Source organism: Streptomyces sp. NPDC020801 (assembly GCF_044334385.1).
Taxonomy (GTDB): domain Bacteria; phylum Actinomycetota; class Actinomycetes; order Streptomycetales; family Streptomycetaceae; genus Streptomyces.
In genome coordinates this window covers 405893-418215 of the sequence record NZ_JBIRST010000004.1, presented here as the reverse complement: position 1 = coordinate 418215, position 12323 = coordinate 405893, and the positions used below count along the sequence as shown (strand labels likewise).

General features: G+C 72.6%; 10 protein-coding genes. 9 read left to right on the top strand and 1 reads right to left on the bottom strand.

The window, feature by feature from the left end; genetic code table 11:
* The first annotated feature begins 95 nt into the window (after positions 1-95).
* The 7 genes from ACH4UM_RS11705 (at position 96) to ACH4UM_RS11675 (ending at position 10298) form a co-directional block, all read left to right on the top strand.
* Positions 96-1283, top strand: coding sequence for a DUF5685 family protein (locus tag ACH4UM_RS11705; protein ID WP_398176605.1), 1188 nt, complete (start codon positions 96-98; stop codon positions 1281-1283).
* Positions 1284-1477: 194 nt separating this feature from the next.
* Positions 1478-1924, top strand: coding sequence for a DUF1684 domain-containing protein (locus ACH4UM_RS11700; RefSeq protein WP_398176603.1), 447 nt, complete (start codon positions 1478-1480; stop codon positions 1922-1924).
* 240 nt (positions 1925-2164) lie between these two features.
* On the top strand, positions 2165-3067 hold the full coding sequence (locus ACH4UM_RS11695) for a S1 family peptidase (protein ID WP_398176601.1): 903 nt from the start codon (positions 2165-2167) through the stop codon (positions 3065-3067).
* 160 nt (positions 3068-3227) lie between these two features.
* Entirely contained in the window at positions 3228-4064 is an 837-nt protein-coding gene (locus ACH4UM_RS11690) for a slipin family protein (protein ID WP_398176743.1), read from the top strand.
* 232 nt (positions 4065-4296) lie between these two features.
* A complete protein-coding gene (locus tag ACH4UM_RS11685) occupies positions 4297-5376 on the top strand; it encodes a S1 family peptidase (RefSeq protein WP_398176599.1) in 1080 nt (359 codons plus the stop codon).
* 252 nt (positions 5377-5628) lie between these two features.
* On the top strand, positions 5629-9288 hold the full coding sequence (locus ACH4UM_RS11680; RefSeq protein WP_398176597.1) for a DNA polymerase III subunit alpha: 3660 nt from the start codon (positions 5629-5631) through the stop codon (positions 9286-9288).
* The gene (locus tag ACH4UM_RS11675) at positions 9285-10298 is read left to right on the top strand and encodes a DNA polymerase thumb domain-containing protein (RefSeq protein ID WP_398176595.1); all 1014 of its coding nucleotides are present in this window, start codon (positions 9285-9287) and stop codon (positions 10296-10298) included. Before ACH4UM_RS11680 ends, ACH4UM_RS11675 begins: the two co-directional genes overlap by 4 nt.
* A 17-nt stretch (positions 10299-10315) precedes the next feature.
* Here ACH4UM_RS11675 and ACH4UM_RS11670 read toward each other — a convergent pair whose 3' ends face one another.
* Positions 10316-10690, bottom strand: a complete 375-nt coding sequence (locus tag ACH4UM_RS11670) for a cupin domain-containing protein (protein WP_398176593.1) — start codon at positions 10688-10690, stop codon at positions 10316-10318.
* A 99-nt stretch (positions 10691-10789) separates the two neighbouring features.
* Between ACH4UM_RS11670 and ACH4UM_RS11665 the strand changes: the two genes are divergently transcribed.
* Together ACH4UM_RS11665 and ACH4UM_RS11660 are read left to right on the top strand one after the other, a co-directional pair.
* Complete coding sequence (locus ACH4UM_RS11665) at positions 10790-11236, top strand: MarR family winged helix-turn-helix transcriptional regulator (protein WP_398176592.1); 447 nt, start codon at positions 10790-10792, stop codon at positions 11234-11236.
* A gap of 175 nt (positions 11237-11411) precedes the next feature.
* Entirely contained in the window at positions 11412-12311 is a 900-nt protein-coding gene (locus ACH4UM_RS11660; RefSeq protein WP_398176590.1) for an esterase/lipase family protein, read from the top strand.
* Positions 12312-12323: the final 12 nt, after the last annotated feature.

Here is a 12323-nt window from a genome sequence, read left to right as displayed (position 1 = left end):
TCCGCGGCACATGGGTGACGGACGGTGCGTACGGGTGAACGAAGTGGTCGATACGATGCGTCGGCTCAACGTCGTACGCGTCACGGGGGATCTTCATGTTCGGAATCGTCAGGCCCTGTCGGCACCGTCTGGGGGAGAGCCTCAAGACCCAGTGGATGGCCCACTTGTGCGGGCTGTGCCTGGCACTGCGCGGTGACCACGGACAGTTCGCGCGTGTCGTGACGAACTATGACGGCCTTCTCGTATCGGTCCTGACGGAGGCTCAGGCCGAGCGCGTGGGCACGGCCGGCGGATGGCGGCGCACGGCCGGCCCCTGTCCCTTGCGCGGCATGCGCACCGCGTCCGTCGCCCAGGGCGAGGGCGCCCGGCTCGCGGCCGCCGTCTCCCTGGTGCTCGCCTCGGCCAAGGTGCGCGACCACGTCGCCGACGGCGACGGGGTGCTGGCCCGACGGCCGGTGGCGCTCGCCGCCCGCCGGGTCGCCGACAGTTGGGGGCGTGCGGGCGCCCGTACCGGAGCCGATGTCGGCTTCGACACCGCCGTGCTCGTCGACGCGGTCGACCGGCAGGCCGGCGTCGAGGCGCTCGCCGGGCCAGGGACGCCGGTCCTGACCGTCACCGAGCCCACCGAGACCGCCACCGCAGCGGCCTTCGCGCACACCGCTGTACTCGCCGGACGGCCGGCCAACGCCGAACCGCTCGCCGAGGCCGGGCGCCTCTTCGGCCGGCTCGCCCACCTCCTGGACGCGGTGGAGGACCGCGAGGCCGACGCCGCGTCCGGCGCCTGGAACCCGCTCACCGCCACCGGCACCTCGCTCACCGAGGCCCGCCGGCTCGCCGACGACGCGGTGCACGGCATCCGGCTCGCCCTGCGGGAAGTGGAGTTCGAGGACGGCCGCCTCGCGCACCTGCTGCTCGCCCACGAACTCGGGCGCTCCGTCGACCGCGCCTTCGGCACCGAATCGTGTGGGCACGCGCACGAGGGCACCGGGGACACCTCCGGGGACACGTCCGTCGTCACCCCCGAGGGCTCCTTCGGCCCGCCGCAGGGGCCCTACGCCCCGCAGAAGCCGCACGGCACACGCGGCCTCTGGGCCGGCTGCGCGGCGGCCATCGGGCTGTGCTGCACCTGCAAGGTTTGCTGTGCCGAGGAGTTCGAGGGGCCCTGGTCCCGGAAGAGGCGCGAGGGCTGGTGCAGCGACTGCGACTGCGACTGCGACGGTTCGTGCTGCGAGGTCTGCCAGTGCTGCGAGTGCTGTGAGTGCTGCTCCTGCTGCGACTGCTAGGAGTTGCTGCGCCGGGACGTGGCCGGCGGCTTCGTCCGCCTCGCGCACATCACTGCGGACGGGCGGGACGACTTCGCGGGCCGCGTGGTGCCGCTGCCCCAGGACCGGGGCGCGTTCCGCACGCGGTACGCGGGCGCCACTTCGCGCTCGCACGCCGGTTTGGCCGGCCGGCCGGGCATGGAAGGGTTGATCACATGACGGACGCATCCGGCCAGTGGGAGCAGTGGCACGAGCACCGCACGGATACGGTGCCGGCGCCCTGCGGCCCGCTCGCGGCCGCCGGCACGTACGGGCTCGAGGACTATCCGGACGGTTTAGTTCCGGACATCCCCGGGACCTGGGCGGCCGGCGGCGACGCGGCCGTGCTCGGCGCTGCCGGGGCGGACGGGCCACTGAAGGCGGCTCAGCCGCAGGGCGGCGCGCTGTGGGCGGTGTTCGCCGACGCCGCCGGCGCGGACGGCGGCTTCCGCTTCCGGTTCGTGCGTCCCGAGGCGCCGGACGCCGAGGGGTGTGTCACCGCCGACTTCACCCGGGCCGTGCTGCCGCCGTGCGCGTCCGCCGGTCACCTCATCCGTCCCTGCCCGCCGCCGGGGGACACCCCGGACCGTGCGATACCGGCGGGGGAGTGCACTCTGCGCTGAGGCTGGTTCCCGTCGCTGACCGGGCGTCAATCCACCTCGATCGCACACAGTTCACTCGAATCGCACACAGTCGCACGGCCGAAAGGCACCCTTGCGCCGACCGGCCATTCGGCCGAATACTCCCCCACAGCGCTTGTCAGGGACACGACGTATTCGACATCCGGACGTCATACCCCCGGCTGCGCCTCACGGACCCCGACCCCACGCGGGCCCCCGACTTCCTTTGTGGAGGAACGAAAAGTGAGGATCAAGCGCACCACTCCCCGCAGTGGCATTACGAGACGGACCCGGCTGATCGCCGTCGCCTCCGGACTCGTGGCCGCCGCCTCGTTCGCCGTCCCCAGCGCGAACGCGTCCGACGCCGGAACCTTCAGCGCCGCCCAGCTCGCCAAGGCGAGCGACTCGGTGCTCAAGGCCGACATCCCGGGTACCGCCTGGGCGGTCGACGGCAGGACCAACCGGGTCGTCGTCACCGTCGACAGCACGGTCTCCCAGGCCGGGATCGCCAGGATCAAGCAGCAGGCGGGGGCCAACTCCGCCGCCCTGACCATCAGGCACACGCCGGGCAGGTTCAACAAGCTGATCTCCGGCGGCGACGCCATCTATGCGAGTAGCTGGCGCTGCTCGCTGGGCTTCAACGTCCAGGACTCCAGCGGCAACTACTACTTCCTGACCGCCGGTCACTGCACCGACGGCGCGGGCACCTGGTGGTCGAACTCGTCGCACTCGACCACGCTCGGCACCACCGCCGGCTCCTCCTTCCCCGGCAACGACTACGGCATCGTGCGCTACACCAACAGCTCGGTGAGCAAGCCGGGTGCCGTGGGCAGCCAGGACATCACCAGCGCGGCCACCCCGTCGGTCGGCACCACCGTCTACCGTCGCGGCTCCACGACCGGAACGCACAGCGGCCGCGTCACCGCGCTCAACGCCACGGTCAACTACGGTGGCGGCGACATCGTCTACGGCCTCATCCAGACCACGGTCTGTGCCGAGCCCGGCGACTCCGGCGGCCCGCTCTACGGCGGCACCACCGCGTACGGTCTGACCTCCGGCGGCAGCGGCGACTGCACCTCCGGCGGCACGACCTTCTTCCAGCCGGTCACCGAGGCGCTGAGCGCCTACGGGGTCCACGTCTACTGACGCCTCCCCCTCGCACCCGGCCGTGCGCACGGCCGGTGAACGCAGCCGGCGGCAGGTGGCCCCCGTGCGCAACCGGCGTGCGGGGGCTCCCCCTTGTACGGGGACGGGGCTACCGTCGAGGGACACCCTGATGCGCCCGCGTCGGATTGTGGGGGCCGTGATGGTCGAGGAACTGGTGGCGGCGGGAGTGGCGCTCGCGTCCGCCGGGGCGGTGTACGTGATGGCGGCGGCCCGGGTCGTCAAGCAGTACGAGCGGGGCGTGGTGTTCCGGCTCGGCAAGCTGCACCCCCAGGTGCGCGGGCCGGGGTTGACCATGATCGTTCCGTTCGTGGACCGGCTGCGCAAGGTCAACATGCAGATCGTGACGATGCCCGTGCCGGCGCAGGAGGGCATCACGCGGGACAACGTCACGGTGCGCGTGGACGCCGTCGTCTACTTCAAGGTGACCGCGCCGGCCGAGGCGGTGGTCCGGGTGGAGGACTACCGGTTCGCGGTCTCGCAGATGGCGCAGACCTCGCTGCGCTCGATCATCGGCAAGAGCGAGCTGGACGATCTGCTGTCCAACCGCGAAAAGCTCAACCAGGGGCTGGAGTTGATGATCGACAGTCCGGCGGTGGAGTGGGGGGTCACCATCGACCGGGTGGAGATCAAGGACGTGTCGCTGCCCGAGACCATGAAGCGGTCCATGGCCCGGCAGGCCGAGGCCGACCGGGAGCGGCGCGCCCGCATCATCAACGCGGACGCCGAGCTCCAGGCATCCAGGAAGCTGGCGGAGGCCGCCCAGCAGATGGCGGACACGCCGGCGGCCCTGCAACTGCGGCTGCTGCAGACCGTGGTGGCGGTCGCCGCCGAGAAGAACTCCACGCTCGTGCTGCCGTTCCCGGTCGAGCTGCTGCGGTTCCTGGAGCGGGCGCAGCCGCAACTGCCCACGCCGTCACCGGTGTCGGAACCGCGCGTCGGTCCGGGTTCCGAGGGGTCGGAATCAAGACAGGACTAGACCTCACGGAGAGCCGAATGTTACTCGCGCGTAGTGTTTGCGGTGCGAACGCGGGCGCGATGATCCCGGACGGTCAAGGCATAGGGGGCGTACGCCGGTTGACGTACGTGCGTCCAGAACTCGACCTTGTGTGCTCCCTGTGGGCCTCGGAATAGTGGGCGCCGTTCAACCGCCTTCCGGTCTGCGAGGTCCCCACAATCTCCCGGGCCGACCCCCCACAGGAGGACGTCAGTTGAAGCACCGACGCATACCCAGGCGCCGTGTGGCCGTGGCAGGCGCGGGCATCGCCGCGCTCGTCGCCGCGGGACTCACCTTCCAGAGTGCGAACGCCAGTGAGGCCGCGAAGACCCCCGCGGCCCGCACCCTGTCCGCCCCGGCGGCCGGAAAGCTCGCCTCGACCCTGCTGCAGGACCTCGGCACCGACGCCGCGGGCACGTACTACGACGCGCAGGCCCGAAGCCTCGTGGTCAACGTGCTCGACGAGGCCGCCGCCAGGACGGTCCAGCAGGCGGGAGCCAAGGCCAGAGTCGTCGAGAACTCCCTCGCCGAACTGGACGGCGCCCGTACCACGCTGAAGGAGGACGCGACCATCCCCGGCACCTCGTGGGCGACCGACCCCGTCAGCGACAAGGTCGTCGTCACCGCCGACACGACCGTCTCCAGGGCCGGGTGGGCCAAGCTCGCCAAGGTCGTCGACGGACTCGGCGCCAAGGCCGAACTCAAGCGCTCGAAGGGCCGGTTCAAGCCCTTCGTCGCCAGCGGCGACGCCATCACCGGCTCGGGCGGCCGCTGCTCGCTCGGCTTCAACGTGGTCAAGGGCGGGCAGCCGTACTTCCTCACGGCCGGCCACTGCACCCAGGCGATCTCCACCTGGTCCGGCTCCAGCGGCGCCGTGATCGGCAGCAACGAGCAGTCCAGCTTCCCGGGCAACGACTTCGGCCTGGTCAAGTACACCGCGAACGTCGACCACCCGAGCGCGGTCGACCTCTACAACGGCTCGACGCAGGCGATCACCAAGGCGGGCGAGGCGACCGTCGGCGAGAAGGTGACCCGCAGCGGCTCGACGACCCACGTGCACACCGGAACGGTCACCGGCCTGAACGCCACCGTGAACTACTCCGAGGGCACGGTCAGCGGCCTCATCCGGACCGACGTGTGCGCCGAGCCCGGTGACAGTGGCGGCTCGCTGTTCGACGGCGACACCGCGCTCGGCCTGACCTCCGGCGGCAGCGGCGACTGCACCTCCGGCGGCGAGACGTTCTTCCAGCCGGTCACCGAGGCACTGTCGGCGACGGGCAGCCGGATCGGCTGACCGCCCGACGCCCGGCACCCCGGCTCAACGGCACCCCCCACGGGATCCGTGCGGACCCCGCCCTCGCGCGCGAGGGCGGGGTCCGCACGTCGTGTGTCATGCCCTCACGCTCCGTGGCGGCGGACGTTTGCGCAGGTGGGACATGCTCGAACGGATGTCGTACACATGTTCGGGGATGAGGGTATGGTGGGTGGGAGAGTTGGGAACTGATGTTCGAGAGCCTGTGCGGGCTCACGAGTGCGGGAGGTGCGGGTGCCGGGTTTCACGCATCTGCACACCGTCTCCGGGTTCTCCCTGCGCTACGGCGCCTCGCACCCGGAGCGGCTGGCCGAGCGCGCCTCGGAGCGGGGGATGGACGCCCTCGCGCTCACCGACCGCGACACCCTCGCCGGCACGGTCCGCTTCGCCAAGGCCTGCGCGGCGGCGGGCGTCCGCCCGCTGTTCGGCGCGGACCTGGCGGTGGCCGGCCCCGAGCCCGTACGGCCCGACGCGTCCGCCCGGCGGGAGCGGCGCCGGGCCCCGGTGCGCGGCGGTGCCTTCATCGACGAGTCGACCCCCCGCGTCACCTTCCTCGCCCGGGGCGGCGCCCGAGGCTGGGCCGACCTGTGCCGCCTGGTCAGCGCCGCCCATTCCCCCGAGTCCTCGGCCTCTCCCCCGGGTTCTCGGCTTCGCCCGAACAGGGGAGAGCCCCATGAGCAGGGGAGCTCCCCGTTCGCGGGCACCCCGCTGCTCGCCTGGCCCGACAACCACGCCGACGGCCTGACCGTCCTGCTCGGCCCCGGCTCCGACGTCGGCCGGGCGCTGGCCGCGGGCCGCCCCGACCGGGCCGCGAGGCTCCTCGTCCCCTGGCGCGAGGTCTACGGCGACGCCCTGCGCCTGGAGGCCGTCTGGCACGGCCGCAAGGGCACCGGCCCCGGCTCCCTGCGCCTGGCCGCCCGTACCGTCGGCTTCGCCGCCGAGCAGCGGATCCGGCCCGTGCTCAGCAACGCCGTCCGCTACGCGGACCCCGGCCAGGGCCCGGTCGCCGACGTCCTGGACGCCGCCCGCCGCCTGGTCCCCGTCGACGCGACCAAGGAGCTGGACTCCGGCGAGGCCTGGCTGAAGGACCCGGGCGCCATGCTGCGCGCGGCCGAGCGGATCGTCGAGGCCGCGGGCTTCCGCCGCGAGACCGCCCGCCGCCTGCTGGAGCAGACGCAGGCCACGGCCGCCGAGTGCCTGGTCGACCCCGAGGACGACCTCGGCATGGGCACCGTCCACTTCCCCGAGCCGCACCTCGTCGGCGCCGGCCGCCGCACCGCCCAGCGCACGCTCGCCTCCCGGGCGGCGGCGGGCATGGTGCTGCGCGGCTACGCCGGCCGGCGCGACTACTGGGAGCGGATGCACCAGGAGCTGGACATCATCGCCCACCACGGCTTCGCCTCCTACTTCCTCACCGTCGCCCAGGTCGTGGACGACGTAGGGCGGATGGGCATCCGCGTGGCGGCCCGCGGCTCAGGCGCCGGCTCCCTGGTCAACCACCTCCTCGGCATCGCCCACGCCGACCCGGTCGAGCACGGGCTGCTGATGGAGCGCTTCCTGTCCAAGCGCCGCACGGTCCTGCCCGACATCGACATCGACGTGGAGTCCGCGCGCCGGCTCGAGGTCTATCGCGCGATCATCGACCGGTTCGGCACCGAGCGGGTCGCGACGGTCGCCATGCCGGAGACGTACCGGGTGCGGCACGCCGTCCGCGACGTGGGGGCCGCCCTGTCCATGGACCCCGCCGACATCGACCGCATCGCCAAGTCCTTCCCGCACATCCGCGCCCGCGACGCCCGCGCGGCGCTTCAGGAACTGCCCGAACTCAAGGAACTGGCAGGGGAGTGTCAGCGGGAAGGTGCGCGGTACGGCAGGCTCTGGGAGCTGGTCGAGGCCCTCGACGCCCTCCCGCGCGGGGTCGCCATGCACCCCTGCGGAGTGCTGCTGTCCGACGCCTCCCTGCTCTCCCGTACGCCGGTCATGCCCACCAGCGGCGAGGGCTTTCCCATGTCCCAGTTCGACAAGGACGACGTGGAGGATCTCGGGCTGCTCAAGCTGGACGTACTGGGTGTGCGGATGCAGTCGGCGATGGCGCACGCCGTCGCGGAGGTGGAGCGGGCGACGGGGGAGCGGATCGACCTGGACGCGGTGCCGGAGGGCGACCCGGCGACGTACGGGCTCATCCGCTCCGCCGAGACCCTCGGCTGCTTCCAGATCGAGTCCCCGGGCCAGCGGGACCTGGTGGGCCGGCTGCAGCCGGCCACGTTCCACGACCTGGTGGTCGACATCTCGCTGTTCCGGCCCGGGCCGGTCGCCGCCGACATGGTGCGGCCGTTCATCGAGGCGCGGCACGGGCGGGCGCCGGTGCGCTATCCGCACCCCGACCTCCGGGAACCGCTGGAGGAGACGTACGGAGTCGTCGTCTTCCACGAGCAGATCATCCACATCGTGCACATCATGACCGGCTGCGGACGCGACGAGGCGGACCGGGTGCGGCGCGGGCTGTCCGACCCGGAGTCGCAGGGGCGGATCAAGGTGTGGTTCGCGCAGCACGCGGCGGCGAAGGGGTACGACGCGGAAACGATCCGGCGGACCTGGGAGATCGTCGAGGCCTTCGGGTCGTACGGCTTCTGCAAGGCGCACGCGGTGGCCTTCGCCGTGCCGACGTACCAGTCGGCGTGGCTGAAGGCCCATCACCCGGCCGCCTTCTACGCGGGGCTGCTCACGCACGACCCCGGGATGTACCCGAAGCGGCTGCTGCTGGCGGACGCGCGGCGGCGCGGGGTGCCGATCCTGCCGTTGGACGTGAACAGCTCGGGGGTCGCACACCGGATCGAACTGGTGTCTGAATCGAAGGTGTGGGGGCTGCGGTTGGCCCTCTCCGACGTGCACGGCATCAGCGGGGCGGAAGCGGCACGGATCGCGGACGGACAGCCGTACGCCTCGCTGCTCGACTTCTGGGAGCGGGCCCGGCCGAGCCGCCCCGTCGCCGGACGGCTCGCCCAGGTGGGCGCGCTGGACACGTTCGGCGCCAACCGCCGCGACCTGCAACTGCACCTGACCGAGCTGCACCGGGTCGCCCGGGGCGGGGGCGGCGGCCAACTGCCCCTGGCCGGTGGGCGGAACACGGCCGCGGCCGGACTGCCCGACCTGTCCGACGCCGAGAAGCTCAGCGCTGAACTGGGCGTGCTGTCCATGGACGCCTCGCGCAACCTGATGGACGACCACCGGGAGTTCCTCGACGAACTGGGCGTGGTCCCGGCACGCCGGCTGCGTGAGGCCCGGCACGGCGAGACCGTGCTGGTCGCGGGCGCCAAGGCGGCCACCCAGACCCCGCCGATCCGGTCCGGCAAACGGGTCATCTTCTCCACGCTGGACGACGGCACCGGCCTGGTCGACCTCGCCTTCTTCGACGACTCCCACGACGCCTGCGCGCACACCGTCTTCCACTCCTGGCTGCTGCTGGTGCGCGGAGTGGTGCAGCGGCGCGGCCCGCGCAGCCTCAGTGTGGTGGGCTCCGCCGCCTGGAACCTCGCCGAACTGGCCGAACTGCGCGCCGAGGGCGGCCTCGACGAGGTGGCGGCCCGGCTGGCCCGCCCCGGCGGACCGCCACAGAGCGCCCCGGGCGACGGCGACGGTGACGGCGACGACGGTGGTGGCGAGGGCGGTGGCGGCGACGGCGAGGGCGCGCGACGGGCCCGGCTCGCCGGGTCGGACGGCCGGCCGGCGCCGGCCGGCTCCGCGGCGCAGGACCCGATGGAGGCCGCCCGCGCCCGCAGCATCCGCATGTCCACCGGCTACGAGATGCATCCGTGGGCGGACCTGCGGCCCGCGGGCGAAGGGCCCGCGAGTGGAAGGAAGTTGTGGCACCAGAGTCCGGGGAGTGCGGGATGACCATTCTCTGCGTACGTTTCCAGCTGCCGCCGATGTACGAGGCGGCCCTGCCGGGGCTGCTCGGGCTCCTGGAGGAGTTCACCCCGGTCGTGGAGGCGCTGCCGCCGGACGGGGCGCTGGCCGATCTGCGCGGCGCCGAACGGTACTTCGGCCGCGACGCGGTCGAACTGGCGTCGGTGATCCGCGTCCGTGCCCTCGCGCTGCACGGCGTCGACTGCACGATCGGCGCCGGGCCGGGCCCGATGCTGGCCCGCATGGCCCTGCGCGACGCCCGGCCCGGACTGACCCGCGCGGTGCCCGGCGACCCGGAGGCCGTCGTGGAGTTCCTCGCCGGCCGGCCGGTCGTCGCGCTGCCCGGGATCGGTACGGCGACGGCCCGCACCCTGGGCGAGTACGGCCTGGACACCCTCGGCCGGGTCGCCGCCGCGCCGCTGTCGACGCTGCAGCGTCTGGTCGGCGCGAAGACCGGCCGCGAGCTGCACGAGAAGGCGAACGGCGTCGACCGCGGCAGGGTCGTCCCCAACGCCGTCTCCCTCTCCCAGGCTCCCGGCTGCGCTCGAGCAGGGGGGACCCCCCTCCTGGCCACGGAGCGCCCCTTCGACCGCGACGAGCTCGACCCCGACCGGCACCGCAGGGCGCTGCTGTCGGCCGCCGAGGAGCTGGGGGCGCGGCTGCGCGCCGTCGACAAGGTCTGCCGCACCCTGACCCTCACCGTGCGCTACGCCGACCGCTCCGCCACCACCCGCAGCCGCACGCTGGAGGAACCGACCGCCCACTCGGCCGCGCTGACCAGGGCCGCGTACGGCATGTACGAGGCGCTCGGCCTCCAGCGCGCCCGAGTGCGCGCGCTCGTCCTGCGCGCCGAGGGCCTCGGCCCCGCCGAGCAGGCCTCCCACCAGCTCACCTTCGACCCCGTGGACGAGAAGGTCCGCCGGATCGAGGAGGTCGCGGACCGCGCGCGGGCCAGATTCGGCCCGCGGGCGGTGATGCCGGGGACGCTGGCCGCGTGACTCCCCTCGAAGGGAGGTCAGTTGGCCCATGGCGGGGAGAGACGGGTGCCGTCGGCCAGCTGCGCCTGAAGGCCGATGGACGTGGTCACCCAGGAGACCGCGGTACGGTCCGTGGGGTTCTCCACCGTGAGGGTCGCGCCGGGGTTGATGATCACCGTGTCGCCGGCGGTGACGCGTTCGGTGCGGTCGTCGAGGGTGATCAGCAGCTCGCCGTCGAGCAGGTGGAAGATCTCCTCGCGGTTGACGGTGTGGGCCGGGGCCCTGGTGCCCGCGGGGATCTCGCCGCGCCAGGCGCACAGTTCCCTGGCGCCGGTGCGAGGGGTGGCGTGCGAGACGAAGCGGGCGCCGTGGATCTCGTGGGTCACGGCTTCGGACGGACGGACGACGGGCATGGGGCTCCTCCGGGATGAATGGTCAACCTGCTTGACTGTGTTCTCCGCCCTTATGGTCAAGCTGCTTGACCAATTCGTCAAGGGTGTTTCAATGCCTCCGTGCAGAACTCCGAGGCCATGGCCCTGTCCGCCGCCCTGCTCGCCGTCGCCGGTGAGCTCACGCAACGCATTCACGAGGGGGTCGTCGCCCGAGGCTTCGAGGGGCTCAGGCCCGCGCACGGCTTCGCCTTCGCGCGGATGGCTCCGGACGGCGCGACGGCCACCGAGCTCGCCGCCCACCTCGGGGTCACCAAACAGGCCGCGAGTCAGCTCGTCGACGAGATCGTGCGCAAGGGCTACGCGGAGCGGCGGCCGCATCCCGCGGACGCGCGGGCGCGGCTCATCGTGCTGACCGAGCGGGGGTGGGCCTGCACCCGTGCGGCGGAGGAGGCGGCCGCGGAGGCCGTGCGGGCCTGGGCCGGGCTCATTGGTGAGGGTGAACTCCAGTCGCTGTGGCGGCAGTTGGCGCGTATCGCGCCCTACGGCCCCGTTCGGCCCGCTTGGTGACGGTACGCCAGGGGCTCTATCACACATCCCTGGTTACCACTGGAAGTTTTTACTGACGCGTAACTTCACACTTCCACTACCCGCCCGTAACTTGTCGGGTGAACAGCATCCTCGTGATCCGGATCACAGGGCGCAGTGCCGTCGCACCTCCCTTGAGCCGCAAGGAGACCACACGATGCTGCCCTTCAAGCGCGCCCTCAGACCACTGGCTGCCCTCCTCCTGGCCGCCGCGGTCGCCACCTTCCCCGCCGCCACCGCACACGCCTCGGACGCCCCCAGCTGGGGGTCCCCCCTGCTCGAGCGAAGCCGAGAGCTCGGGGGAGGCTGGAACGACTACAGCTGCAGGCCGTCCGCCGCCCACCCCCGCCCCGTCGTCCTGGTCCACGGCACCCTCGGCAACTCTGTCGACAACTGGCTGTCCCTCGCGCCGTACCTGCAGCACCGCGGGTACTGCGTCTTCTCCCTGGACTACGGACAGTTGCAGGGCGTCCCGCTGTTCCACGGCCTCGGCCCCATCGACAAGTCGGCCGGGCAGCTGTCCGCCTTCGTCGACAAGGTGCTCGCCGCGACCGGCGCCGCCAAGGCCGACCTCGTCGGCCACTCGCAGGGCGGCATGATGCCCCGCTACTACCTGAAGTTCCTCGGCGGCGCCGCCAAGGTGAACGCCCTCGTCGGACTCGCGCCCGACAACCACGGCACCACCCTCAGCGGCCTCGCCAACCTGCTGCCGTACTTCCCCGGCGCGAGCGACCTGCTCTCCGCCGTCACCCCGGGGCTCGCCGACCAGGTCGCCGGGTCCGACTTCATCACCAAGCTCAACGACGGCGGCGACACCGTGCCCGGTGTGCACTACACGGTCATCGCCACCAAGTACGACGAGGTGGCCACGCCGTGGCGCACCCAGTACCTGACCGGCCCCGACGTCCGCAACGTCCTGCTGCAGGACCTGTGCCCGGTCGACCTGTCCGAGCACGTGGCGATCGGGCTGTTCGACCGCATCGCCTACCACGAGGTGGCCAACGCGCTCGACCCGGCGCACGCCACCGCCACCACCTGCGCGTCGGTATTCAGCTGACGTGCGCTCCGG